Annotated in this window: 25 protein-coding genes; 12 read left to right on the top strand and 13 right to left on the bottom strand. The window is 69.9% G+C overall.

The features are described 5' to 3' along the window. Positions 1 to 248: 248 nt before the first annotated feature. The 4 genes from AB7E03_RS10665 to AB7E03_RS10680 are packed head-to-tail and all read left to right on the top strand — an operon-like array spanning position 249 to position 5721. Positions 249 to 1502 carry a sugar ABC transporter substrate-binding protein gene (locus tag AB7E03_RS10665; RefSeq protein WP_489941386.1) on the top strand — a complete coding sequence of 418 codons (1254 nt, stop codon included), beginning with the start codon at positions 249 to 251 and terminating at the stop codon, positions 1500 to 1502. 30 nt (positions 1503 to 1532) lie between these two features. Continuing rightward, positions 1533 to 2693: a carbohydrate ABC transporter permease gene (locus AB7E03_RS10670; protein WP_489941387.1), complete on the top strand. Its 1161-nt coding sequence runs from the start codon at positions 1533 to 1535 to the stop codon at positions 2691 to 2693. Then, positions 2690 to 3607 (top strand): carbohydrate ABC transporter permease, encoded by a 918-nt coding sequence (locus tag AB7E03_RS10675; RefSeq protein WP_489941388.1) that lies wholly within the window; start codon positions 2690 to 2692, stop codon positions 3605 to 3607. Before AB7E03_RS10670 ends, AB7E03_RS10675 begins: the two co-directional genes overlap by 4 nt. Further along, positions 3604 to 5721: a glycogen debranching N-terminal domain-containing protein gene (locus AB7E03_RS10680; protein ID WP_489941389.1), complete on the top strand. Its 2118-nt coding sequence runs from the start codon at positions 3604 to 3606 to the stop codon at positions 5719 to 5721. The genes AB7E03_RS10675 and AB7E03_RS10680 overlap by 4 nt, the downstream gene beginning before the upstream one ends. A gap of 28 nt (positions 5722 to 5749) precedes the next feature. Here the strand turns inward: AB7E03_RS10680 and AB7E03_RS10685 are convergent, their stop codons facing one another. Then, positions 5750 to 6823 (bottom strand): NAD(P)-binding domain-containing protein, encoded by a 1074-nt coding sequence (locus AB7E03_RS10685; RefSeq protein ID WP_489941390.1) that lies wholly within the window; start codon positions 6821 to 6823, stop codon positions 5750 to 5752. A gap of 143 nt (positions 6824 to 6966) precedes the next feature. Here AB7E03_RS10685 and AB7E03_RS10690 point away from each other — a divergent pair, with 143 nt between their 5' ends. Then, positions 6967 to 7194 carry a DUF3073 domain-containing protein gene (locus AB7E03_RS10690; RefSeq protein ID WP_489941391.1) on the top strand — a complete coding sequence of 76 codons (228 nt, stop codon included), beginning with the start codon at positions 6967 to 6969 and terminating at the stop codon, positions 7192 to 7194. Between the two features lie 56 nt (positions 7195 to 7250). Here AB7E03_RS10690 and AB7E03_RS10695 read toward each other — a convergent pair whose 3' ends face one another. From AB7E03_RS10695 to AB7E03_RS10735, 9 genes are all read right to left on the bottom strand, one after another. Next, complete coding sequence (locus tag AB7E03_RS10695) at positions 7251 to 7865, bottom strand: response regulator (protein ID WP_489941392.1); 615 nt, start codon at positions 7863 to 7865, stop codon at positions 7251 to 7253. Beyond that, entirely contained in the window at positions 7862 to 9055 is a 1194-nt protein-coding gene (locus AB7E03_RS10700) for a sensor histidine kinase (protein WP_489941393.1), read from the bottom strand. The genes AB7E03_RS10695 and AB7E03_RS10700 overlap by 4 nt, the downstream gene beginning before the upstream one ends. 32 nt (positions 9056 to 9087) lie before the next feature. Continuing rightward, positions 9088 to 9831 (bottom strand): ABC transporter permease, encoded by a 744-nt coding sequence (locus tag AB7E03_RS10705; protein WP_489941394.1) that lies wholly within the window; start codon positions 9829 to 9831, stop codon positions 9088 to 9090. Next, entirely contained in the window at positions 9828 to 10751 is a 924-nt protein-coding gene (locus tag AB7E03_RS10710) for an ABC transporter ATP-binding protein (RefSeq protein ID WP_489941395.1), read from the bottom strand. Before AB7E03_RS10710 ends, AB7E03_RS10705 begins: the two co-directional genes overlap by 4 nt. A 111-nt stretch (positions 10752 to 10862) precedes the next feature. Beyond that, the gene (locus tag AB7E03_RS10715) at positions 10863 to 12152 is read right to left on the bottom strand and encodes a Calx-beta domain-containing protein (RefSeq protein WP_489941396.1); all 1290 of its coding nucleotides are present in this window, start codon (positions 12150 to 12152) and stop codon (positions 10863 to 10865) included. Positions 12153 to 12212: 60 nt separating this feature from the next. After that, a complete protein-coding gene (purM, locus tag AB7E03_RS10720; RefSeq protein WP_489941397.1) occupies positions 12213 to 13334 on the bottom strand; it encodes a phosphoribosylformylglycinamidine cyclo-ligase in 1122 nt (373 codons plus the stop codon). A gap of 59 nt (positions 13335 to 13393) precedes the next feature. Beyond that, positions 13394 to 14965 carry an amidophosphoribosyltransferase gene (purF, locus tag AB7E03_RS10725; RefSeq protein WP_489941398.1) on the bottom strand — a complete coding sequence of 524 codons (1572 nt, stop codon included), beginning with the start codon at positions 14963 to 14965 and terminating at the stop codon, positions 13394 to 13396. Positions 14966 to 14994: 29 nt separating this feature from the next. Continuing rightward, entirely contained in the window at positions 14995 to 15396 is a 402-nt protein-coding gene (locus tag AB7E03_RS10730; RefSeq protein ID WP_489941399.1) for a hypothetical protein, read from the bottom strand. A gap of 52 nt (positions 15397 to 15448) precedes the next feature. After that, complete coding sequence (locus AB7E03_RS10735) at positions 15449 to 15805, bottom strand: sterol carrier family protein (protein ID WP_489941400.1); 357 nt, start codon at positions 15803 to 15805, stop codon at positions 15449 to 15451. Between the two features lie 32 nt (positions 15806 to 15837). On the opposite strand from AB7E03_RS10735, the gene purD reads away from it, so the two are divergent. After that, positions 15838 to 17094 carry a phosphoribosylamine--glycine ligase gene (gene purD, locus AB7E03_RS10740; protein WP_489941401.1) on the top strand — a complete coding sequence of 419 codons (1257 nt, stop codon included), beginning with the start codon at positions 15838 to 15840 and terminating at the stop codon, positions 17092 to 17094. Positions 17095 to 17115: 21 nt separating this feature from the next. Here the strand turns inward: purD and AB7E03_RS10745 are convergent, their stop codons facing one another. Next, entirely contained in the window at positions 17116 to 18360 is a 1245-nt protein-coding gene (locus tag AB7E03_RS10745; protein ID WP_489941402.1) for an FAD-binding protein, read from the bottom strand. Between the two features lie 183 nt (positions 18361 to 18543). Between AB7E03_RS10745 and AB7E03_RS10750 the strand changes: the two genes are divergently transcribed. Next, positions 18544 to 18996, top strand: coding sequence for a DUF6325 family protein (locus tag AB7E03_RS10750; protein WP_489941403.1), 453 nt, complete (start codon positions 18544 to 18546; stop codon positions 18994 to 18996). A 10-nt stretch (positions 18997 to 19006) separates the two neighbouring features. Further along, complete coding sequence (locus AB7E03_RS10755; protein WP_489941404.1) at positions 19007 to 19321, top strand: SHOCT domain-containing protein; 315 nt, start codon at positions 19007 to 19009, stop codon at positions 19319 to 19321. Positions 19322 to 19371: 50 nt separating this feature from the next. On the opposite strand, the gene AB7E03_RS10760 is transcribed toward AB7E03_RS10755, so the two are convergent. Continuing rightward, entirely contained in the window at positions 19372 to 20745 is a 1374-nt protein-coding gene (locus AB7E03_RS10760; protein ID WP_489941405.1) for an SGNH/GDSL hydrolase family protein, read from the bottom strand. Between the two features lie 79 nt (positions 20746 to 20824). On the opposite strand from AB7E03_RS10760, the gene AB7E03_RS10765 reads away from it, so the two are divergent. From AB7E03_RS10765 to AB7E03_RS10780, 4 genes are all read left to right on the top strand, one after another. Continuing rightward, on the top strand, positions 20825 to 21736 hold the full coding sequence (locus tag AB7E03_RS10765; RefSeq protein ID WP_489941406.1) for a phosphoribosylaminoimidazolesuccinocarboxamide synthase: 912 nt from the start codon (positions 20825 to 20827) through the stop codon (positions 21734 to 21736). Positions 21737 to 21794: 58 nt separating this feature from the next. After that, the gene (locus AB7E03_RS10770) at positions 21795 to 22481 is read left to right on the top strand and encodes an RraA family protein (RefSeq protein ID WP_489941407.1); all 687 of its coding nucleotides are present in this window, start codon (positions 21795 to 21797) and stop codon (positions 22479 to 22481) included. A 43-nt stretch (positions 22482 to 22524) separates the two neighbouring features. Beyond that, positions 22525 to 23403 (top strand): VOC family protein, encoded by an 879-nt coding sequence (locus AB7E03_RS10775; RefSeq protein ID WP_489941408.1) that lies wholly within the window; start codon positions 22525 to 22527, stop codon positions 23401 to 23403. 80 nt (positions 23404 to 23483) lie between these two features. After that, positions 23484 to 23852 carry a VOC family protein gene (locus tag AB7E03_RS10780; protein WP_489941409.1) on the top strand — a complete coding sequence of 123 codons (369 nt, stop codon included), beginning with the start codon at positions 23484 to 23486 and terminating at the stop codon, positions 23850 to 23852. 88 nt (positions 23853 to 23940) lie between these two features. Here AB7E03_RS10780 and AB7E03_RS10785 read toward each other — a convergent pair whose 3' ends face one another. Next, positions 23941 to 25620, bottom strand: coding sequence for a DHA2 family efflux MFS transporter permease subunit (locus AB7E03_RS10785; protein ID WP_489941410.1), 1680 nt, complete (start codon positions 25618 to 25620; stop codon positions 23941 to 23943). Positions 25621 to 25622 lie beyond the last annotated feature (2 nt).

Raw genomic sequence — 25622 nt, forward strand, 5'->3', positions numbered from 1 at the left:
CATCCCGGTTTGATCGTTCAAATGTACCGTAACCGTTGTTGATTTGATCGATCAAACTCGGAGTGACGGACCCATTGGAGACCAGAGGAGGTCGGATGCACGCATCGCCGCGCAGCATCGGCACCGCTCCTCGCTCTGCCCTGAAGTCGCTCACACTCGGCACCACCACACGGGTTGTCCACGACCAACCCATCCCTGCACGCGTGCGCCCCCTCCCCCGGGCACACTCACATCAAGGAGAGACACGAATGCGCAAGATCACACACCGTTGGCTCGCAGGCGGCGCCGTCGCCGCTGCGGCCGCGCTCACCCTCACCGCCTGCGGCTCCGGCTTCGGCGGCGGCAGCAGCGGCGACGACACCGGCAAACTGACGTCATCCGACAAGGCCCTCACGGTCATGATCGGTTCCTCGGGCGACGCAGAGACCGCGGCGGTGAAGTCGGCCGTCTCCGACTGGGCGTCGAGCTCGGGCACCAAGGCGAGCGTCGTCGCGGCGAGCGACCTCAACCAGCAGCTCGCGCAGGGCTTCGCCGCCAAGAAGCCGGCCGACGTGTTCTACCTCTCGGCCGACGCCCTCGCCGGTTACGCCTCCAACGGCTCGCTGCTGGCGTACGGCGACCAGCTGAGCAACAAGGGCGACTTCTACCCGACCCTGGTGAAGTCGTTCACCTATGACGGCAAGTTCTACTGCGCCCCCAAAGACTTCTCGACCCTGCAGCTGATCATCAACACCGACGCATGGAAGGCCGCCGGACTCACCGACGCCGACGTCCCGAAGACCTGGGACCAGCTCGAAGCGGTCTCCAAGAAGCTCACCACCGGGAGCCAGGTCGGTCTCGGCATCTCGGGTGAGTACGCGCGCATCGGCTCCTTCATGGTGCAGGCGGGCGGCAACCTCATGAACGACGACAGCACGAAGGCCACGGCCAACAGTGATGCCAACGTTCAGGCGCTCGATTTCGTCAAGAAGATGCTCAACGGCGGCGAGCTGAAGTACGCGAAAGACCTCGGCGCCGGCTGGGGCGGGGAGGCGTTCGGCAAGGGCCTGGCGGCGATGACCATCGAGGGCAACTGGATCACCGGTGCCCTGAAGTCCGATTTCCCGAACATCAAGTACAGGATCGCCGAGCTGCCGAAGGGCTCGGCCGGCCAGGGCACCCTGCAGTTCACCAACTGCTGGGGTATCGCCGCCGACAGCCCCAACCAGGCTGCCGCGCTCAAGCTCGTCGAGAAGCTGACGAGCAAGAGCGACCAGCTCGAGTTCTCGAAGGCGTTCGGTCCGATGCCGTCGATCAAGTCGGCCGCCGACGAGTGGAAGTCGGCCAACCCCGACCTCGTGCCGTTCCTCGCCGCGGCGGACTACGCCAAGGGCGTCCCGACCGCGAAGGGCTCCGCCGACGTGGTCACCGACCTCAACAGCAAGCTCGAGTCGCTGGCCACCGGTGACCCGAAGACGATCCTCGACGCCACGCAGAAGAACCTCGAAGCGCTGCTGAAGTAGCCGGCGCCGGAGAAGAGGAAGGCACCCGCCATGTATGCAACCACGAGTCGGTCTCGTCGCACCGGAATCCGGCGCGGCGAGACCGCCTCGGGGTGGTTGTTCACCGCCCCGGTCATTCTCCTGCTCGGCGTCTTCCTCGTCGTCCCGGTGCTGATGGCACTCTGGGTCAGCTTCTCCGACTGGGGCGGGCGCGGGAGCCCCTTCGCGTCCGATGTGAACTTCGTCGGTCTCGACAACTACTCCAAACTGCTCACCGGGGGTGGGCTCGCCGAGCAGGACTTCGGCATGGCGCTGAAGAACAACGCCTGGTATGTGCTGCTTGTCGTGCCCCTCCAGACGGCCGTCGCACTCGGTCTGGCGGTGCTCGTCAACCGGGCGATCCTCCGCGGGCGCGGCTTCTTCCGCACCGCCTTCTACTTCCCGTCCGTGACGAGCTCCGTGGCCATCACCGTCCTGTGGCTGTTCCTCTTCAGTACGAGTGGCGCGGTCAACAAAGTGCTCTCGTGGGTGGGCATCCACGGTCCGAACTGGTTCAACGACCCGACCGGCATCATCCACGGGCTGCTGAGCGCCTTCGGAGTGACCCAGGGGCCGGCCGCGCTGACGCAGAACACCGCGCTCGGGGTCTCGTGGTGGGACTGGCTGGGTGGCCCCTCCGTCGCGATGACGGCGTTCATCATCATGGCCGTGTTCACCACGAGCGGCACCTTCATGCTGCTGTTCCTCGCCGCCCTGCAGAACCTCGGCAGCGATGTCACCGAGGCCGCGATGATGGATGGCGCCAGCGGCTGGCAGCGCTTCTGGGGGGTCACGCTGCCGCAGCTGCGCCCGACGCTGTTCACCGTGCTCACCCTCGGACTGATCGGCTGCTGGCAGGTGTTCGATCAGATCTACACCGGCACCCAGGGCGCTCCCGGCAAGACCACGCTGACGCCCGCGTACCTGTCGTACCAGACCTCGTTCGTCAACCAGGAGTGGGGCCAGGGCGCAGCCATCGCCTTCATCCTCTTCGTGATCATCGTCGTCTTCACGCTCTTCCAGCGCTGGGTGTTGCGCGAACGCGCGGTCTCCCAGCGCCGGATGCGGCTGTACCAGCCGGCCCTGGCCGCGGGTACGGGCGCGGGTGGGGCGCCCAGCAGCGTCCCCGCGAGCGGGAGCGACGAGTCCGGGAAGAAGGGAGAGCTCCGATGACCTCCACCACCGTGGAAACCGGCCGGCCTCACGCCACCACGGAGCCCGCCCCCTCGCCGACGGGCCACCGTCGGCGCCGACGCTCGACCGGCACGATCGTCGCGACGTCGATCACCTACGCGATCCTCATCGCCCTGGCCGTCGTCTACATCATGCCGTTCCTGATCCAATTGGCGACATCGTTCAAGACCGACGCCGAGGCGAGCGCCAACCCCGTGGCGCTGATCCCGCAGACCTTCACGACGGCCGCGTACGCGAAGCTCTTCCTGAGCTCCGACTTCCCTGTCTGGTTCGCCAATTCCGCTGTCGTCACGGTTCTCGTCACGCTCGGCCGCGTGTTCTTCGACTCGCTCGCCGGCTACGCGCTCGCGCGGCTGCACTTCCGCGGGCGAACGGTGGTCTTCGCCGCACTGATCGCCGTGATGTCGGTTCCGATGGTGGTGCTGCTCATCCCGAAGTTCCTCGTCATCAACCAGCTCGGCATCTACGACTCGTACACCGGCATGATCGTGCCGCTGCTGACGGACGCCGCGGGCGTCTTCATCATGAAGAACTTCTTCGAGTCCATTCCGGCGAGCGTCGAGGAACAAGCGCGCATCGACGGCGCGGGGACGTTCCGGGTGTTCTGGTCCATCGTGCTTCCCATGGCGCGGCCGGCGCTCATCACGATCATCATCCTGTCGTTCCAGGGCTCGTGGAACGAGCTCGCCCACTTCATCGTGTCGACGCAGAGTCCCTCGCTGACCACGCTCACCAAGGGCGTCGCGGGGCTGGCCAGCGGACAACTCAGCCAGGGCAGCCAGTATCCGCTGAAGCTGGCTGCGGCAGCGATCATGACGATCCCGGTGGCGGTGCTCTTCTTCGTCTTCCAGCGACGGATCATGAACTCGAGCGAAGGAGCGGTGAAGGAATGACCGGCGCCGAACGCCCCCACGACCTTCAACGCTCCCACGACCCCGATCGCTTCAGCACCCTGTCCCGGACCCGCACGACCGACGAACACGAAGGCACGACCCTCACGATGACCCAGCCGCTCCTGCCGCTCCAGCCGCTCCTCCACGACAGCGTGGTGGTGCTGACCGCTCCCTCCCAGGCCTGGTCGGCGCCCGACGGGCGGATCGATGGGCACGGCATCCACGGGTTCTATCACTCCGATGTCCGGGTGCTGGGTCGGGCGCTCCTGAGCGTCGGCGGCGCTGTGCCCGAGCACATCGCGACCGCGGGTCCCGATGCGGCGACGGCGGTGTTCACTGCGTTGGCCCGCGGACTCGATGACGCGACGGCCGACCCGCGAGTGCGTGTCGACCAGACGCGGACGGTCAACGCCGGGTCCCTGGCCGAGAGAATCGTGCTGCGGAACGCGCTGGGGACGGCGATCCGCACCACGGTCGAAGTCGAACTCCGCGCCGACTTCACCCCCATGCAGATGATCAAGGCCGGTCTTGCGGGTCCGGAGCATCCGGTCATCGCGACCTCGACCTCGGCGACAGAGGCGGTGCTGCGAAGCGGACCCGTGTCGGCGCGCGTCAGGGCCGAGGGAGCCGACGTCGAGGTGACGGAGGAGACCGTGTTCCTCCGGTGGGAGATCGAGGTCCCTGCGCACGACGAACTCGCGCTGACGTGGCGGGTCGAGGTCTTCGATCCGACCGCGGTCGTCGCCGGCGCAGCGCCGTCGGAGAACTGGTCGGCGTTCCGTGCGACCACCGGCGACTCGCGACTCGCCTCCTGGCTCGGCCGGGCGGTGGGCGACCTGCAGGCCCTGCGCATGTCGACGGTCGAGCATCCCGATGACGTCTTCCTCGCCGCAGGGGCACCATGGTTCTTCACGCTCTTCGGGCGCGACTCGATCTGGGCGGCCCGGATGCTGCTGCCGCTCGGCCACGAGCTCGCCGCCTCCACCCTGCGAATCCTCGCCCACTACCAGGGCACGCAGAACGTCGCCGCCACGGCCGAGCAGCCGGGGAAGATCATGCACGAGCTGCGACCGGCGGCCCTCACCATCCCGGGCGAAGGGGTGGTGCTGCCACCTCTCTACTACGGGACCGTGGACGCGACCGCTCTCTGGATCTGCCTGCTGCACGATGCCTGGAAATGGGGCATGCCCCGCGACGAGGTGGAGCCACTTCTCCCTCACCTCGAAGCAGCACTGGCGTGGATGCGCGACAGCGGCGACAGCGACGGCGACGGCTTCCTCGAGTACATCGACACGACCGGACACGGGCTCGCCAACCAGGGATGGAAGGACTCGGGCGACTCCATCCAGTGGCGCGACGGTACGCTCGCCGAAGGCCCGATCGCGCTCTGCGAGGTGCAGGGGTACGCCTACGAAGCGGCGATCGGTGGAGCGGCACTGCTGGAGGCATTCGGGCGCCCGGGCGCCGAAGAGTGGCGGTCCTGGGCGGCGGAGCTAAAGACCCGGTTCGCCGCCGAGTTCTGGATCGACGACCCGGCAGGGGCATACCCGGCCGTCGCGCTCGACGCTGCGAAGCGCAAGGTCGACACGGTCACCAGCAACATCGGGCACCTGCTCGGCACGGGGATCCTCGACCGCGAGCAGGCCGAACTCGTCGCACGCCGACTCATCTCGCCCGAGCTGTCATCCGGCTTCGGCCTCCGCACCATGTCAACGAACTCGGCGGGTTACTGGCCGCTCAGCTACCACGGCGGCAGCGTCTGGGCGCACGACACGGCCATCGCGATCGGTGGCCTGGCGCGGGAAGGGTTCCGGGCGGAGGCCGGGCGGCTCGCCGACGGCCTCCTCACCGCCGCCGACGGCTTCGGGTACCGCATGCCCGAGCTGCACTCAGGCGACAACGCACCGGACACGTCCTCGCCCGTGCCGTACCCGGCGGCGTGCCGCCCACAGGCCTGGTCGGCGGCGGCCGCGGTCGCCGTTCTCAGTTCGCGCCTGGGTCTGCGCGCGGACGCCCCGCGGGGCCTCTTCACGACGGACCCGGAGCCCGGCACCGGCAGCATCCACGTCTCGGGCATCCGCTTCGCGGGCGAACCCCGCGACGTCACGGTCTGAGGTATGCCGGCACGCCCGGCGGGCGGACCTAGAGCTGTGCCATGATCTGGCGCGCGATGATGCGGCCGGCACGGTTGGCACCGATCGTCGACGCCTGCGGGCCATACCCGGCCAGGAATATGCGCGGATCGTGCCAGGATGCTCCCGCCCCGACCGCCAGACCGCCCGTCTTCTCGCGGAGTCGGAGCGGCGCGAGGTGCCGCAGCTCCGGGCGGAAGCCCGTCGCCCAGATGATGGCGTCGGCCCGGGTGAACGAGCCGTCCGGCCAGCGGACGCCGTGCTCCTCGATGCGCGTGAACATCGGTCGTTCTGTCAGCACTCCGCGCTCGATGCCCGCCGCGATCCGTCGCGTGCGGGGCACACCCGTCCCGCTGACGATCGACGGGAGCGCTTCGCCTGCGCGAGCGGCGGCATCCTGCATGGCGACGGCCGCCACACCGCCCTCGATGGTGAGCTCCGACTCGTCGCGGAAGTCCACCGGCCGACGGGTGGCCCAGGTGAGCGACTCGGCGACGCCCTCCAGCTCGAGCAGGAATCCGATCGCGCTCGTACCGCCTCCGACCACGACCACCGACTGGCCGGCGAACTCGGCCGCCGACTGGTAGGTCGAGGTGTGGACATGCCGGCCGGCGAATGCGTTCATCCCCGGGTAGTAGGGGATGAACGGGGAGCCCCAGGTGCCGGACGCGTTCACGACGATGCGCGTGGCCGTCTCACCCGCGCTGTGCTCGACGATGAGGTCGGCGCCGCGGTCGCGCACGGCGTGCACCGACACCGGGCGGTGCACGTGGAGACCGAAGTGCTCCTCGTACCGCCGGTAGTACCCGGCGACGATGTCACGTGCGGGGAGCGAGCGGTCGGCCGTATCGAAGCTCAAACCGAGCTCCGCCATTCCCGGGAGGTCGTTGACGTGATGTGCGCTGCCGAGCTTCAGCGCATCCCACCGGTGCTGCCAGGCTCCGCCGGTCAGCGGACCCCGGTCGTAGACGATGAAATCGACGCCAGGAGTCAGCTCGAACCGCCGAAGATAGTACGCGACGGCGAGGCCCGCTTGGCCCGCGCCGATCACCACCACCTGGGTGTCGGTCCTACTCGCGCTCACACGCTCATCCCATCACTCATCGCTGTGCGGGAACTCGGGGGTCGGTGATGTCCGCATGCTAAACTCCATGCTAGTTTTCACTGTTCTTATTCGATCCCCGGGGAGCCTCCCTCGCCCGGGCTGGGACCAAAAGGGGGTCACGCATGGGGCGCGGCCGTCAGAAGGCAAAACACACCAAGATCGCGCGGCAGTTGAAGTCGTTCAGTCCCAATGTGAACTACGACGCCCTGGAGCGTGAGCTGACCGGTCACTCCCATGGCGAAGACGAGCAATACGCCAAGTGGGCCGAGTACGACGCGGACGGCGAGAGCGAGTCGGAAGACGAGTACGAGGATGAGGACGAGGAGACGGGCACTCCGAAGCGCGCGTAGCGCTGTCCGTCCAGCTGTGACCGCCTGACCGCGGCCCAGCAGCTCAGAGCCACAGCTCAGAGCCAGCCCTGGCGGGTGGCGATCGACACTGCCTCCGAACGGTTCCGTGCGCCGGTCTTGCCGATCGCGCTCGAGAGATGGTTCCGCACCGTCCCTTCGCTCAGGTGCAGCCGGCGCGCGATGTCGGAGATCGATCCGCCGGTGCCCGCCACCTCCAGCACCTCCGCCTCCCGGACCGTGAGCGGCGACGCTCCGGACGCCAGCGACTCCGCGGCCAGAACTGGATCGACCACCCGCAACCCCGAGGCGACCCGGCGGACGGCGTCGGCGAGTTCACCCGACGGTGTGTCCTTGACGACGAATCCGGAAGCGCCCGCCTCCATCGCCCGTCGCAGGTAGCCGGGACGCCCGAACGTGGTGACGATCAGCGATCGGCAGTGCGGAACGGCCGTCCGCAGGGCCGCGGCCGCCTCGATGCCGTCGACCCCCGGCATCTCCACGTCGAGGAGCGCGACATCGGCCAGCGACGACTGGGCCGCTGCGACGACCTCGTCGCCGCGCCCCACCTGCGCGACCACCTCGAGGTCGGGTTCGAGGTCGAGCAGGGCCGCGAGCGCCCCGCGCACCAGTGCCTGGTCGTCCGCCAGCAGGAGCCGGATGTTGCCCGTCACGCCGACCTCCGCACACTCAGCAGCGTGCCACCGCGGGGCCCCGCTCCGATGGTCAGCTGTGCGCCGACTGCGGCGGCACGGGCGGTGAGTCCGGCGAGTCCGGACCCTCCCGCGGCAGCCGCGGCGCTCACGAGCGAACCGACCGGGGCCGGGACGACCCAGCTCGCCACAGCCGCACTGTCCCCGGCGGCGCCAGCGCTACGCCCGTCGTCCTCGATCTCCAACCGGTCGGGGCCCACCGTGACCCAGCAGTTGCGCGACCCGGAGTGCCGGATCACGTTCGTGACCCCTTCGCGCAGCACCCACCCGAAGAGCTCGCGCAGTTCCGGGTCGACATCTTCCCCATTCCGCGGGAGATGGGCGTGGATGTCCGCCGCCGCCAGGCTGGCCTGTGCGGACGCGAGCTCGGTCGACAGGCTCATCTCGCGGTATCCGGCCACGGCCGCGCGCAGGTCCGCGAGAGCCGACCTGCTCAGCCGCTCGATGTCGGCGATCTCCTCCGTCGCACGCCCAGGGTCGGCCGGCACGAGTCGCCGGGCCAGCTCCGACTTGACGGTGACGACGGTGAGCGTGTGGCCGAGCACGTCGTGCATGTCACGCGAGAAGCGAGCGCGCTCCTCGATGACGGCGAGCCGCGCGATCTCGCTCTGCGCGTTCCGCAGCCGGCGGAGGGTGTCGATCTGCCGGGCGAAGGCGCTCATCATGACGCCGATGGAGACGGTGACCAGCGCGATGAACCAGTAGTCCGCGACCGTGCCGTCGACGGCGAAGACGACGAGCTGGAGCCCGCCGAGCGCGCAGATGATCGTGACGGCGATCGCGCTGCGGGCCACCACCATCCCGGCGACGCAGGCGACGTAGACCCAGGTCCAGCAGGCGATGGTGCCGATCAGCGGGAAGAGGGTCAGCGTCAGGGCGAAGTAGAGGATGACACCGACCAGCCGGGTGCGGTCGTCCATCCACCACAGCAGAGGCGGGAGCACCAGGAAGCCGACATAGACGACAGCCAGCAGAGCCGTGGCGAGCAGCTTCCCCGGAAGCGGGATGCTCGAGGTCCACAGTCCGACCAGCACCGATATCTGGTAGAGCAGTCCGATCGCAGCACCCGGGTACCAGCGGAACGCGGACGGATGCGTGAGCCGCGCCCACCATCCGATCGGGCGGGCGTCCGGCACCTGGCTCGAGAACACGTTGCTACCTTAGGTCAGCGCGGCCGGGTCGCTCAGCCGCGGGCGGCGTCGCGTCGATACCGCCAGACGATGAGGGCTCCCAGCGCCAGCGTCCAGGCCGCGAGGACGATCGCGGGGGTGACGGCGTCGCCGCTCTGCAGCGCGCCGAGCTGACCCACCCGGTTCAGCCAGTACGACGGCACCGCCTTGGCGACATCCGCCACCCACGCGGGGAAGATTTGCAGCGGAATCCACAGGCCGCCCAGCACCGCCATGCCCATGAACACCGCCATGAACATCGGCTGCGCGAACTCCGGCTTGGCGAACTGGCCGATCAGGATGCCGAGCAGAGCGAACGGGATGACGCCGCACCAGATCGCCAGCCCCGCCAGCACCCAGCTGCCGGCCGCGAGGTCCGGGTGGTACAGAGCGATGGACACCCCCACGATGACGAGGATGCTGAGCAGCGCGAGCGCGAGCGCCGCGACCAGCTTGGACACCAGGTACCCGGTGCCGCTCAGCGGCGTGATGCGCAGCTGACGGTTCCAGCCGATCGACCGCTCGGTGACGATCTGGAACGCCTGAGACAGCGCCGACATCATGCCGCCGTACGCCGCGACCTGCACGGTGGTGACGACGATCCAGGGCAGGTGCGTCACCGCATCCACTTGTCCGGCGCCGCCAAACGTGCCGCCGAACGCAACGAGCATGACGAGCGGCACGGCGAGGGTGAAGACCATGGAGCGCATGTTCTTCAGCTGGCGGAGGGACTCGCGCCCCAGGTAGGCGATGCTCATGAGCGTGCTCCTTCGGATTCGCGGGCTTCCGTGAGGGCGAGGAACGCCTCGTCCATGGTGTGCGCGGTGACTTCGATGTCGTGGATGTCGTGATGCGTCGCGAGGAGCGCACGCAGGGTGGCGTCGGAGTCGTCGGAGACGAGGGTGAGCTGGTCTCCGCGGCGGTCGGCCGAGCGCACTCCCGGGAGGTTCGCCAGCGCGTTCTGGGTCTCAGTGGTGGCGGCGAAGGCGGCGGTGGCGCGGATCCGCCGGCCGGAGACGACCGCCTTGACCTCGGTCGGCGTGCCGTCGGCGACGACCCGTCCGCGCGCCATCATCACGATGCGATCGGCGTACTCGTCGGCTTCGTCGAGGTAGTGCGTTGCGAAGACGACCGTCCGGCCGGCCTCGGTGAACTCGCGCATCGACTGCCAGAACGTGCGGCGGGCTTCCACATCCATCGCGGCGGTCGGTTCGTCGAGGAAGAGGAGGTCCGGGTCGGAGACGACGGCCACGGCGAAACGGGCGCGCTGGAGCTGACCGCCGGACAGCTTCGCGACCCGCTGGCGGGCGATCTCGGTGCACCGGGCGCGTTCGAGCGCCTCGGCAACCGAGAGCGGGTGACGGTGCGCCGCAGCGACGAGGGCGACGGAATCGGCGACGGTGAGCGTCGGCAGCAGCGCTCCGCCCTGGAGCATCGCGCCGACGCGGCCGTCGCGGATGGCGTCGCGCGGCGGCCCGCCGAAGAGCTGCGCGGTGCCGGACGTGGGCCGGGCAAGTCCGAGCGCGAGGTCGATGGTGGTCGACTTGCCCGCGCCGTTGGGGCCCAGGAGGGCGACGACCTCTCCCGCGCGGATGTCCAGGTCGACACCGTCGACGGCGGTGAGCGCGCCGAAGCTCTTGCGGAGGGCGGTGAGGCGGATGGCTGGTGTCTCGTTCACCTTTTCAGGATGGCGAGGCGCGCGGTTCCGCACCCAGAGCAGGTGTCAGGTTCCGAGTGTGACGTTTGTCATGCCTCGGCGACGGTGCCCTCAGCGACAGTGCTCTCAGCGTCAGGCGCGGACCGCGCGCCCGCCTGCGGCGCGCACCAGTCCGACGACGCCGACGATGCCGCCGCCGGTGAGCAGGATGCCGCCGAGCATCATGGCGAGGTCCGCGCCGGCGAGAGCCGAGGCCGTGCTCGCCGCGGTCGGGTCGCCCGCCGGGAGTGCGGAGGCGAGTGCGACGCCGCTGGCGCCGCCAGCGCCTCCGTGCGTCGAGGGGCCGGCCGGTGCTGCGGCTGCAGCGGAGGCGGCGGGAACGGCCGGCAGCGAGATCGTGGCCGACGCGGAAGTCACGGCGGTGGATGCGCGCTGCAGCAGCACGAAGAACGTCGCCGCCGGCGAACCCGGCGGCCGCGAGGGGAGCGCAACGCGGAGGGTGGCGGTGCTCTGTCCCTCGCCCAGTCGCACGGTGGTGGCAAGCGCCGTGTAGTCGTTCCCGGAACGCGCGGTGCCGTCGGCGGTGACGACGTCGACCGTCGCGACGCCCTCCGCCGACGGGCGTGCCACCGCGATGGACACGCTGGTGCTCCCGGCGACGACCGAGTCCGCGGCGATGCGGAGCGGGGCGCTCGGCGCGCTGGAGCCGAAGGTCGCCGTGCCGGCAGCGGGAAGCAGCCCGGATCCCGAGACCGGTTGGTAGGTGGCCGTGACCGTGTGCGGACCGGCGCTCGAGACCGGGAGGTCGGCCCGGGCGACGCCCGCCGCGGAGACGGGAACCACGGCCGGCTCGCCACCGTCGAGTGCGAAGGCCACCGCGCCGGTGCTCGGCGCGGCGAGGAGCATCCGCGTGACGGTCGCCGTCACCGCGGCCGTGGCGCCCGCCGCAACCGTCGACGGTGCGCTGACCGTGACAGCCGTCGTCGCCGTGCACGCGGGTGCGGCATCGAAGCCAGCCTCGGTGCTGCCGAGACGCCACGCGAGGTCGGGCTCGGCCGCGGCATCCACCGTCAGCAGCCACACGCCGTGGTGCTCGCCCGGGTCGAACGATGACGGCTGTCCGCGCTCGGGCACGCCCGCGGTGAGGTCGTTGACGCCGGATCCGGGCGCGACGGAGATCGGGGCGGCTGCCGACGAGCGGTACCCCAGCACGACCGTGCGGGAGGAGACGGCGCCGAGCGGCGCATCCTGAACACAGTCGACCAGGGGCGTGAGCGCGTCGGCCGGGGTAGCGACCGACGCCGCCGGCGCGGTCGGAGCCGCAAAGGCGGCGGGAGCGGCCGAAAGGGCGGCGGCGAGAGCCGCGAACCCCGCGAAGGTGATCGCGAACGCCAGGCGAAGGCGGGCGTTCGGTCGGCTCACACGCGTCACTCTAGCCGGGCGCCGGCCTTCCGCGCTCCGACCAAAACGGGTGACGTGGGCTCAGCCCGCGTACGATCCGACGAGACGCACAGCGCCGCCGTCGACGCCCTTGGCGCCCTGCTCGAAGCCGGTCAGCTCGCGGGATGCGGTGGACACCGTCCCGACGCGCCAGGTGGGGATGCCGTCGGCCGTGATCGCCGCAGCCACCGCCTCCGCGGCCTCCGGCGCTACGACCGCGAACATCCCGATGCCCAGGTTCCAGGTGCCCTCGCTCGATTCCAGCGACGTGCCGGCCAGGTCGCTCAGGATGCGGAACACCGGCGTCGGCGACCAGGTCGAGCGGTCGACCTCGACCCACGAGCCGACGGGCAGGACACGAGCGAGGTTGGCCGCGATGCCGCCACCGGTCACGTGGCTGAGCGAGTGGATGGCGCCGGCAAGGGACGCATCCTGAAGCACCCGCAGCAGCGGGGCCGTGTAGAGCCGGGTCGGTTCGAGCAGCGCCTCGCCGACGATTCCGCCGAACTCCTCAGAGTGGTCGGTGAACCCGATTCCGCGGGCCGCGAGGATGTGGCGGACTAGCGAGAAACCGTTCGAGTGCAGCCCGGAGGAGGCCATCGCGAGCACGACATCCCCGTCGCGCACGCGCTCCGCGCCCAGCACGGCATCCGCCTCGACGGCGCCGACCGCAGCGCCCGCGACGTCGTAGTCATCCGGGCCCAGGAGACCCGGATGCTCGGCCGTCTCGCCGCCGACCAGGGCCGTGCCGGTCTGCTCGCAGGCCCGCGCGATGCCCTCGACGATCGCGGCGATCCGCTCCGGGACCACCCTGCCGCACGCGATGTAGTCGGTCATGAAGAGCGGGCGCGCGCCCACCACGACGATGTCGTCGACGACCATTCCCACCAGGTCCTGTCCGATGGTGTCGTGCTTGTCGAGGGCCTGGGCGATGGCGACCTTCGTGCCGACGCCGTCGGTGGACGTGGCCAGCAGCGGCCGGTCGAAGTCCTTCAGGAAGGACACGTCGAACAGGCCGGCGAAGCCGCCGACTCCGCCGAGGACCTGCGGACCGTGCGTGCGGCCGACGGCGGCTTTCATCAGCTCCACGGCCCGGTCGCCCGCCGCGGTGTCGACGCCGGCTGCGGCGTAGGAGGCGGACGAGGAGGCGGTGGAGTCGGTCACGGCTCCATCGTATCGGCGGGTCGCGGGCAGGCGAAAAGCAGCCGACCCGGCGAGGGCGGTTACTCCTGGCGGCCGGGGTCGCCGAAGCTCAGCAGCGGCTCGAGCTCGGAGTCGGGGCCCGGCTCGCAACCGTCGGAGGTCGCATCCGATCCGTCGTCGGTGGGGGCGACGACCGGGCGCTCCAGCAGGTTCTTGCCGAGGTGGTGGGCGTCGGGGAGCTCGATCGGGTAGACGCCGGTGAAGCACGCCGTGCACAGGCGCTCGCGCGGCTGCTCGGTCGCTTCGATCATCCCGTCCTCCGACAGGTAGCCGAGGCTGTCAGCGCCGATCGACTGGCGCACCTCGTCCACGCCGAGGCCCGTTGCGATGAGCTCGGCGCGCGAGGCGAAGTCGATGCCGTAGAAGCAGGGCCAGGTGATGGGCGGGCTGGAGATGCGCACGTGCACCTCGGCGGCGCCCGCCTCACGGAGCATCGACACCAGGGCGCGCTGCGTGTTGCCGCGGACGATCGAGTCGTCGACGACGATCAGGCGCTTGCCCTTGATGACCTCCTTGAGCGGGTTCAGCTTCAGCTTGATACCCCGCTGGCGGATGGTCTGCGACGGCTGGATGAACGTCCGGCCGACGTACGAGTTCTTCACCAGTCCCTGACCGAACGGGATGCCGGATGCCTGCGCGTAGCCGATGGCGGCAGGCGTGCCGGACTCCGGCGTCGGGATGACCAGGTCGGCCTCGACCTCGTGCTCCCGGGCCAGGCGGCGGCCCATCTCGACGCGTGCCTCGTAGACGCCGCGACCGGCGATCGTGGTGTCGGGACGCGCCAGGTAGACGTACTCGAAGACGCAGCCCGCACGCATCTCTGCGGCGAAGCGCTGGCTGCGGAAGCCGTTCTCGTCGATGGCGATCAGCTCGCCCGGCTCGACCTCGCGGACGAAGCTCGCGCCGACGATATCGAGGGCGGCGGTCTCGGAGGCGACGACCCAGCCGCGCTCCAGGCGGCCGAGCACCAGCGGGCGGACGCCCTGCGGGTCGCGGGCGGCATACAGGGTGTGCTCGTCCATGAAGACCAGGCAGTAGGCGCCGCGCAGACGCGGGAGCACCTCCAGCGCAGTCGCCTCAAGCGTGTGGTCGAGGTCGCCGGTGAGCAATGCGGTCACGACGGCGGTGTCGGTGGTGTTCCCGCGCGAGAGCTCGCCGTCATGCTGCGGGTAGCGCTCGTGGACGAGCTGCATCAGCTCGGCCGTGTTGGTCAGGTTGCCGTTGTGGCCGAGGGCGACCGTGCCGCTCGCAGTGGACCCGAGCGTCGGCTGCGCATTCTGCCAGCTGGAGGCGCCGGTGGTGGAGTAGCGCGTGTGACCGACGGCGATGTGGCCGGGAAGCGAGTTCAGCGCGTTCTCGTTGAAGACCTGGGACACGAGTCCCATGTCTTTGTAGATGAGGATCTTGTCCCCGTCGCTCGTCGCGATGCCTGCCGACTCCTGGCCGCGGTGCTGGAGCGCGTAGAGCCCGAAGTAGCTGAGCTTGGCGACCTCCTCACCGGGGGCCCAGACGCCGAAGACGCCGCAGGCGTCCTGCGGCCCCTTCTCGCCGGGAAGCAGATCGTGACTGAGAAGACCGTCGCCTCCGGCCACAGCGGACCCCTTTCAGGAAGTCGGGATGTTCAGCTCTGGGTGTCGCTCGTGCTGTCGTTCTGCGTGCCGGGCTCCGGCTTCGAACCCTCGCGCCGCGCGGGCGACGAGCCGGGTTCGGGGATGCGCACGTCGATTCTATCCGCCTGCACGCTCCGCGCTCGACGGGCCGTCGCTCGGTCGACCAGAAGAGCCACGACAGCGCCGACGGCTACGCCGATCGTCGCGCAGATCGCCAGCAGGAAGCCGAAGACGGATCCACGATCGTAGGTGGGATTCTCCGGGAAGGCGAAGGTGAGGATGAGCGCGATGATCGCGAACAGGACGGCGCCGGTGATCATGAAGCGGAAGTAGCGCGGCGAGCGCCGCACCCGGACCTCCGCGGGCGTGACGGTCTCCTCGGGAGGGGTGTCGTCGGCCGGAGTGTCGCTCATGCGTTCATTCTCCCAGACGGAAGCTGAGGGGCCGTCGGGCGTCAGGAGGGCGTCAGTAGCGCAGCGGTACGAGCCCTTCGAGGGATGCGCGCTGCCCGGACGCGTGCACCGAGCCGGAGGCCAGGGCCTCATCCCAGGAGAGACCGCCGGAGGCGAGAGCCAGCCAGGTCTCGGCATCCGTCTCGATGACGTTCGGCGGTGTCCCGCGCGTATGGCGGGGGCCGGGGATGCACTGGACGGCCCCGAAGGGAGGCACGCGCACCTCGACGGTGTTGCCCGGCGCCCGCTCCGCCAGCAGTTGCAGGAGGTAGCGCACGGCCGTCGCGGTGGTGTTCCGGTCCGCTCCGCCGGCGACGGCGGTCCGAGTCGCCGGTCGGCCCACCTCGTCCGGGATCTTCGCTCTCGCCATGCCTCTATCCTTACCCCTCTAGCATTGGGGGCGTGAAGATTCTCGTCCTCGGTTCCGGTGCCCGCGAGCACGCCATCATCACCGCGCTCCTCGCCGAGGAGGAGCGGCACGATATCGTCGCCGCCCCCGGAAACGCCGGCATCGCCCAGGATGTCCGGGTCGAGCTCGGCCTCGATCCGCTCGACGGCGAGGCGGTCACCGAGTACGCGATCGAGAACGGCATCGAACTGGTCGTCATCGGACCGGAGGCTCCGCTGGTCGCGGGCGTCGCCGACCCGCTGCGCACCCGGGGCATCGCGGTGTTCGGCCCCGGTAGGGCGGCGGCCCAGCTCGAGGGCTCGAAGGCGTTCGCCAAGCGCATCATGGAGCTGGCCGGGGTTCCGACAGGCCGTGCCGTCCGCGCCGAGACGCTCGCCGAGGCGGAGAAGGCGCTCGACGACTTCGGAGCGCCGTACGTCGTGAAGGCCGACGGCCTGGCTGCGGGCAAGGGGGTGCTGGTGACGGAGGACCGTGCGGCGGCCAGCGAGCACGCCACCCACTGGCTGCACCACGGCGGTGTGCTGATCGAGGAGTTCCTCGACGGGCAGGAAGTCTCCCTGTTCCTTCTGAGCGACGGTCACGACGTGCTGCCCCTCTCGCCCGCACAGGACTACAAGCGGCTGCTGGACGGCGACGCCGGCCCGAACACCGGCGGGATGGGCGCCTACTCCCCGCTCCCCTGGCTGCCGGACGGGTTCGTCGACGAGGTCATCGAGACCGTGGCGCTGCCGACGGTGCGCACGATGGCGCGCGAGCAGACGCCCTTCATCGGCCTGCTCTACTGCGGCCTCATCCTCACAGCGCGCGGCATCCGCGTGATCGAGTTCAACGCACGTTTCGGCGACCCCGAGACGCAGGTCGTGCTCCCCCGGCTCGTGACCCCCCTCTCGTCCCTGCTCTTCGCCGCCGCGACGGGCGGGCTGGGCCGCCTGCCGCGGCCCGAGTTCGCGCTCGACACGACCGTGACCGTCGTCCTCGCCAGCGAGGGATACCCCGAGGCGCCTCAGACCGGGCGACCCATCACCGGCCTGGCGGAGGCTGCGGGCGTACCCGAGGTGACCATCGCCCACGCGGCGACCGCCCGCGACGAGGCGACCGGGGAGCTGCTCGCGACGGGCGGCCGGGTGCTCTCCGTCGTCGCGCGCGGCACCGGCTTCGCCGAGGCGCGCGACCGTGCCTACGAGGCGCTCGGGCACATCCACCTCGACGGAGCCCAGTACCGCACGGACATCGCCGCGCGCGTCGTCTGACGCGCGGTCCGTGCGGCAGGATCAGCCGAGCAGGCGGGTGAGGAACGGGTTGCGGAAGCGGCCCACGGGGTCGAACCGGGACGCGAGCGCGCTGAAGTCGTCGAGCTGCGGATACAGCGACGGCACCACGCCGTCGCGGTCGACGTACAGCTTGCCCCAGTGGGGCCGGGCACCGAGCGGGAGGAGCACCGCCTCCAGCTGAGGAAGCACCGCCTCCACCCCGGCCTGGTCGCGGAACCAGGTGAAGTGCAGCCCGACTGCGTCCGTCCCGTACGCGCCGGACAACCACAGGTCGTCCGCCGCCATCGTGCGGATCTCGGAGACCTGCAGCAACGGGGCGACCACGGGCGCAAGCGCCCGCACCGCCTCGATGGCCTCGACGGCGCGCGCCCGCGGAAGCAGGTACTCGGACTGGATCTCGGCGCCGTTCGACGGAGTGAACTCGAACCGGAAGTGCGCCAGCCGCTCGCTCCAGGGGCCCACCACCCCCAGCTGCTCGGTGGTGTTTCGCACATCCATCGTCGGGATCATGTGGCGCGCCTCGGTCAAGGCCGGGGCTCCGAAGAAGTCGTCCTGGATGAGCGTCTCCACCCCGTCGAGCTCCTTCAGCCAGGCGAGCGACACGGCTTCCTCATCCCACGTGGTGAAGAGGCTGACGCTGTACGCGGCAGAGGTCACCTCATCGAACCGGCCGAGCACCGCATCCCACGGCACCCCTCCGAAGAGACGCTGCCGGGCATCGTAAGTGGGACGGATGTCGAGGGTGACTTCGGTCACCACGCCCAGGGCGCCGAGGTTCACGACCGCTCCCTCGAATCCGTCGTCGCCGCGGCGGAGCTCGACCAGCTCGCCGGAGCCGTTCAGGATGCGCAGGCCCGCGACGGCGGTGGCCAGGTTGCCGTTGCGGTCGCCCGAACCGTGCGTCGCCGTAGCGATGGCGCCCGCGACCGAGATGTGCGGGAGCGAGGCGAGATTGTGCAGCGCCCAGCCGGCATCCTGCAGCTCGCGCGCGAGGTCGCCGTAACGCACTCCGCCGCCGACTGTAACGGTCCGTGCGGCCTCGTCGATCTGCACCGGTCCGGGAAGGTCCGCAGTACTGACGAGCAGTCCGGGAGTGTCCGCGAGGTCGTTGAAGGAGTGCCTGCTTCCGAGAGCCCGCACCGCCGAAGAGGCGACGACCAGGTCGCGCAGCTCCTCTACGGACGTCGGCCGGGCGATGCGTTCCGCCCGGTACTCGTAGTTGCCTGCCCAATTCTTCTCGCCCATGCCGGTGCTCCTTCGGTCGGCCTCCGAGAGCGGCGGTCCGCTCCGGTCGATAGTCCCATTCTAGGAATGTGACCGGACACATCCTGCCAGGGGCGAGGGCGCCGAAATGATGCATTGCCGGGCCGCGACGCCGCGCAGTATGGTGCGCGTGAACGCGGGGTGGACCGCGGGAAAGGGGCTGACATGGCCGAATTCGAGTTTGGTCCAGCGGAGTTCATCGTCGCGCAGTTCGACACCGACCGGCCGTCTCCGGGGGTGGTCGAGGCGATCCTCGACCTCGTGGACAACGGAACCGTCCGACTGCTCGATCTGGTCTTCGTGGAACGCCATGACGACGGGAGCGTCGACATCATCGAGCTGGAGGAGATCGGCGACGACATCGGGATCACCGACATCAGCCTGGAAGCCAGCGGCATCGCCGGCGACGAGGATGTGGAGCAGATCGCCGAGGCGATCGAACCCGGATCGACCGGCGCTGTCCTCGTGATCGAGCACCTGTGGGCGAAGACGCTGGCGAGCCGGTTCTTCGAGTCTGGCGGCGTCGTCGTGCACAGCGAGCGCATCCCCGCGCCGATCGTGAACGCGGTGGCTGCGGAAGCGTACGAGGACGAAGCAGAACAGATCGCGGAGAGTTGAGGAGGACACCATGCCGATGAGACGAATGGGACGCCCGGGACTGATCGGGATGGCAGCGCGCACGGCGGTCGTTGCCGGGACCGCCACGGCGGTGTCCGGGAACGTGCAGCGCCGACAGCAGGAGAAGGCGCAGGGCCAGTACGAGCAGCAGCAGTACGAGCAGCAGCAACAGCAGGCGCAGATGGCCCAGCAGGCCCCAGCGCAGCCGGCCGCACCGCCCGCCGACGACATCATGACCCAGCTTCAGCAGTTCGCCACTCTGCATTCACAAGGGGTCCTCACCGACGAGGAGTTCGCGGCCGCGAAGGCCAAGCTCCTCGCCTGATCGGCGGTCGGTCGTGCTCCCCGCCCGGGCGAGGAGCACGACCGAAGCCGTCAGAGCACGCCGTCGTAGATCGGCTGCGACCCCAGAGTGATCGTCACGTGGTCGCCGTGGACGAACCCGCCGTCGGAGGTCGTCAAATGGATGCCGTCGTTCGCCGAGTAGCCGCCCAGGTAGTAGCCCGTGCCGGAGGCCGTCGAGCCGCGGTAGACGCCGTTCACCATGACCGTCACTGTGCCGCTCGATCGGAACAACGCCGTGGCGAGGTGTACCGCAAGGTGACCATCACCGGTCAGGACGGCGCTGTATAGGGAATCGACCTGTGTGTCGACCAGGAGCGGTAGCGATGACGACGACGGGAGCGCACCGCCGGGGGCTCCGGGAACGATCCCCACCTGCACCCGGTCACTGGCCGCCACGGAGACCCCGGGGACGACGTCGATCGTGCTGGGTGACTCGGAGGCGGACGAGTAGTACGACGATCCTCGGTACGTCTCGGCGGCGTAGCGGCCATTGACCCAGATCACCGTGCGGCTGCTCGATGCGTGCAGCTGGCGCGTCAGGGAGACGATGAGCCGTCCGTTCGAGGCCGACACCTGGACCGGCGGCCTCGGTGCGGCGACGAGCGCGGCGATGCGCGCGTGGCCCGCGGCGGTCGGGTGCATCCACTCCCAGGACGCGCCCACGAAGACGTTGTTGATCCACGGCTCGGACGAGCACACGCCGTGTCCGGCGAAGTGCGCACGGACATCCCTGTACGTGAAGCCCGCTGCGGCGGCCCGAGCCGCGATCGTGTCGGACAGCGTGTCCGCCATGGTGTTGAGGCTCTGGCGCTTGGCCACGGACCACGAGGTGCACGGGATGGACGCCTCCATCAGCCGGGGGTAGCCGACGATTTCGACGTCAGCGTGGGGAGCTCTCGATTTCACGGCCGCGTATACGGTGTCGAGCTTCACGGGAAGGGCCGCGACTGCAGCCGCCACGGTGCTCTGCACGTAGGCGGAGCATCCGTCGTCCGCCGAGAGGAGGCACGTGGTGAGCGCGTCCGTGAACCCGATGTCGTTACCGCCCACGGTCAAGGTGACCTTCGTCGCGCCGGCGAGCGCCGCATCCACTTGTGCCGCGGTGCCGCCCGCGGTCAGCACCGTCTCGGTGGTCGCAGTCGCACACGCGAACGACGTGGAGCTGACCCCCGCGTACGGTTTCGCCCAGACCGCCGAGTACGCGTTGGAGCTGCGGTGGCACTCGCCGCTCTCTGCGAGGTAGCCGCCGGCACCGTTGCCCGACGCGTACGAATCTCCCAGTGCCACATACGAGCCGGTGAGCTGCCCGGACGACAGGGCGGACGCGGGCGCCGCAGCCAATACTCCACCCGCGACAAGTGCTACGGCCGCGAACGCGGTCGCCATGATTCTGATGCACTTCACAGTGCCTCCATCCGTTGTGCATAATCCATTCGTTATGAAAGACGGACGTGATCGGGAGTCATGACGGCATCCCTCTACGATGGACCGGGTGAGCGAACTTCCGGGATGGTCCCACGTCTACTCGGGCAAGGTGCGCGACCTGTTCGTCCCCGCCGGGAGCGACGGCCTCGACGACACCGACAGCGTGCTGGTGGTGGCCAGCGACCGTGTCAGCGCCTTCGACCATGCGCTCGAGCCAGGAATCCCGGGTAAGGGCGAGTTACTCACCACCTTGAGCCTGTGGTGGTTCGACCAGCTCGACGATGTTCCGAACCATCTCATCCCCGACCACACCCTGGCCGGTGAGCGCGTGGTGGAGCGCATCCCTCGTGACGTCGCCGGGCGCTCGATGCTCGTGAAGCCGCTCGACATGTTTCCGATCGAGTGCGTCGTCCGCGGCTATCTCACGGGTAGCGGCTGGGCGGAGTACCGCGAATCGCAGAGCGTGTGCGGCATCCCCCTGCCGTCGGGGCTCCGCAACGGCGACCGCCTGCCGGAGCCCATCTACACCCCCGCGTGGAAGGCCCCGCTGGGTCAGCACGATGAGAACATCAGCTTCGAGCGCACGGTGGAGCTGGTGGGCGCCGACGTCGCAGAAGAGCTGCGGCGCGCATCCCTGCATGTCTATGAGCGTGGATCGGCCATCGCCGAAGCCCGCGGCGTCATCATCGCCGATACAAAGTTCGAGTTCGGCGCGGACCGCAGGACCGGGGAGATCACGCTCGCGGACGAGGTGCTGACCAGCGACTCCAGCCGGTACTGGGATGCAGCCGCCTACGCAGCGGGCAGCACACCGGAGGAGCGGATGGCGAGCTTCGACAAGCAGATCGTGCGCGACTGGCTCGCGGCGAACTGGGACAAGACGGGCACGCCGCCCGCGCTGCCGGCCGACATCGTCGAACGGACGGCCGAGCGCTACCGCGAGCTTCTGGAGCGCCTGACCGGCGAGTAGGGCGCATGCGCCTTGGCGCATGCGCCATGGCGCATGACCCGCGGTATAGCGTCGCCTCATGGACGCTGCACCCCCTCCCGCCACCGCCGCGATCGCGGACGCCGCCGTGCGCCTGGGCATCGCGGTCCATACGGCCCCGGTCGACCTCGTCGCCCTGCTTCCCGGGCGCCCGTTCGCCGGCCCGGCAGCCCCGGTGACGCATCTGGGCAGCGTGGATGTGCTGCTCGAGACGATCGACGATGCGCCTTTCGGCGCCGTCCTCGTGGTCGACAACGGCGGCCGCGACGACGAGGCCTGCGTCGGGGACCTCATGCTGCTGGAGGCGGCGACGGCCGGGATGTCCGGCGCGGTCATCTGGGGGCGGCACCGGGACACCGCGCAGCTGCGCGGGATCGGGCTGCCGGTGTTCAGCCGGGGTGCGCATCCCTTCGGTCCGCGGCGCGTCCCGCCGGCGGGCACGGCGATGCGCTCGGCGTTCCTGGACGGCGTCGCGGTCAGCCCGGCGCACTGGATCGTCGCGGACGACGACGGCGTCCTGGTGCTGGACGCGGCCGACCGCGACGCTCTGTTCGCCGAGGCCGCGCGCATCCAATCGGTGGAGGGCGCCCAGGCCGAGCGGATGCGCGCCGGCGCGTCCCTGCGCGACCAGCTCGACTTCGCGCGCTACCGCCGGATGCAGGCAGAAGACCCCACCCTCACTCTGCGCCGCTATCTCGCCGAGACCGGTGGGGCGATCGAGACCTGATCGGTCCCGAAATATCGGAGCGCGCTCGCCGGTTGGAGTGTGTATGGACCAACTCCTCCCCGCCGCTTCGACGATGGGTGCCGTGACCCTCCGCGTCGCCGATCTCGACCGGATGACGGCGTACTACCGCGACGCGGTCACGCTGCGCGTCCTCGCCTCGGAGGGCGGCCGGGTGGTTCTGGGCCGTGGCTCCGCACCCGCGGTCGTGCTGGAGCACGCACCGGAGCTGAAGCACGCCGCGCCGGGCGAGGCCGGGCTGTTTCACACCGCGATCCTCTTCGACAGCGAAGAAGCACTTGCGGCGGCCGTGTACTCGGTCGCCCGGCGCGCGCCCGGCACCTTCACCGGAAGCGCGGATCACCTGGTCAGCAAGGCCTTCTACTTCACCGACCCCGAGGGCAACGGCGTCGAGCTGTACTGGGATCGCGACCGGACCCTGTGGAGCTGGACGCACGGCCAGGTCGAGATGGCCACGCTCTTCCTCGACCCCCAGACATTCCTGTCCGAGCACCTCACGGAGCGCGGGGCCGCGCTCGCCGACTCCACGACGAACGACACGGCCGTCTTCGGTGACGCCGCCGTCGGGCACGTCCACCTCTCTGTGGGCGACGTCGCCACGGCCCGCGAGTTCTACGTCGATCGTCTCGGGTTCGAGGCGACGGCGGCGCTCGGCGGGTCCGCGCTCTTCGTCAGCGCGGGCGGCTACCACCACCACATGGCGATGAACACCTGGAACAGCGGGGGCGCCGGCCGTCGCCGGCTCGCCCTCGGGCTCGGGGAGGTCGAGATCCGGCTGCCCTCCACAGACGACGTGGGCGCCCTGGAGGAGCGGATGCGGCACTACGGCGTGCAGACCCGCGACGACGGACGGACGCTCGCCTTCGACGACCCGTGGGCGAACGCAGTGCGCGTGGTCGCCTGACCTCTCCCTGGGGACCCGATGTCGGAGGTGCCCGCCAGGCTGGTCGAGACAACACATCCCCCGTCGCTCAGGAGGAGCACATGCGCTTCGCATCCATCCGCATCGTCACGTCCGACGTCGACCGTCTCGCACGGTTCTACGAGGACGTGACGGGCGTCACTCCACTTCGCCCTGCGCCGGTGTTCGCCCAGTTCGAACTTCCGGGCGGCACCATCGCCATCGGCGGGGTCGAGACGGTCGCCATGCTGGGTGCCGCGGCTCCGCAGCCGGCGTCGAACGCCTCCGTGATCGTCGAATTCGAGGTGGACGACGTGGATGCGGAGTTCGCACGCGTGAGCCCCGCTGACGTCGTTCTCGAGCCGACGGTCATGCCGTGGGGCAACCGGTCGGCGCTCTTCCGCGACCCGGACGGCAACCTGGTCAACCTGTTCAGTCGCCCCGCCGGCTGAACCGGACGCGCAGCGAAACGCCCCCGGGCCCTGTTCGGGCGGCCGGGGGCGTCTCGGGTGTTCGACGCGCGCGATGCTGCGGGATGCGTCAGTCGGTGACGGGCGCGGCGTGGACGCCGTGCGGCGGCTCCTCGCCCGGGGCGGCATCCGTCGCGGGCGGCAGGTCGGCCGCGTGCGAGCCGTGCACGGTCGCATCCACCGGGACCGGAGCAGCATGCGCGCCATGCGTGGCGGCGGAGGCGCCGACGGCGTCGGGCGCGGCCGCTCCTTCCGGCGTACCCTGAGCGGCGCCGGCCTGGCCTGCCCACGCGGGCGGCTTGGGCCGCTCCCACCAGACGACGATCAGGGCGCCGAGGAAGGCGACGATCGCGGGCAGCAGCAGCGACTCCGACATGGCCTGGGTGAACCCGGCGTGCAGGAACTCGGGCAGCTCGGTGCCCGAGGTAGCGCCGGCGGCGTTGGCGGCCCCTCCGGGCGCCTTCGGCAGGTCGGCGGCGAGCCGGCCCGAGATAAGCGCGGCGATGGAGGCACTACCGAGCACCGCACCGATCTGACGCGTGGTGTTGAACACGCCGGAGCCGGCGCCCGCCTGGTTCATCGGCAGGTTGCGCGTGGTCGTGGTGGAGATCGGACCCCACACGCCCGACATCGCGATGCCCATCAGCGCGCTCGGGATGAGCAGCAGGAAGATGTTGACGTCCGGAGACAGCATCCGCGAGTAGAGGAACAGCGAGAAGGCGAACAGCACGAGCGCCGGAGTGGCGATGTTGCGTGGGTTCACCCGGTCGATCAGGCGGCCGACGAACGGCGCGAGCACACCCGAGAAGACCGCGGTCGGCGCGAGCATCAGCGCGGACTGCGTCGGGGTGAGGCCGCGCACGGTCTGGAAGTAGAACACCAGCGGCAGCGCCATGCAGGTCACCGCGAAGCCGACCGTGGTGATGGCGGCGTTCGAGAGCGAGAAGTTGCGGTCGCGGAACAGCGGGAGCGGCAGCAGCGGCTCCTTCTTGTTGACGGCCTGCCAGACGACGAACGCGGCGAGCACCACGATGCCGGCGATGATGAGTCCCCAGACCGAGATCGGGCCCCAGATGACGCCCCAGTCGTAGGTGCCGCCCTCCTGGATGCCGAACACGAGCAGGAACATGCCAACGGCCGACAGGATCACGCCGAGGATGTCGAAGCTGTGCGAGTGCGTCGGGAGCTTCGGCACGAGACGCATCGCGAGGATGAACGCCACGATGCCGACCGGAACGTTGATGAAGAAGATCCACTCCCAGCCGAGGCTGTCGACGAGCACGCCGCCCAGCAGCGGGCCGATCAGCGTAGCGACACCGGCGACGGCACCCCAGAGGCCCATGGCCGCACCACGGCGCTCCGGCGGGAAGATGCGGGTGATGACGGCCATCGTCTGTGGCGTCATCAGCGCAGCGCCGAGTCCCTGCACGACTCGGGCGGCGATGAGGAAGCCGATCGAGCCGGCGAACCCGCACCAGGCGGATGCCAGAGTGAAGATCACCAGGCCGATGAGGTACAGGTTCTTCGGTCCGAAGCGGTCACCGAGCCGGCCGGTGATCAGCAGCGGCACCGCGTAGGCGAGCAGGTAGGCGCTCGTCACCCAGATGACGGCGTTGTAGTCGGTGCCGAGGTTCAGGCCCTCCATGATCGACGGGTTGGCGACCGACACGATGGTGGTGTCGATCAGGATCATGAAGAATCCGATGACCAGCGCCCACAGGGCGGGCCACGGCTTCAGTTGGCGTTCCATAA

It is taken from the genome of Leifsonia sp. RCC_180, assembly GCF_058138205.1.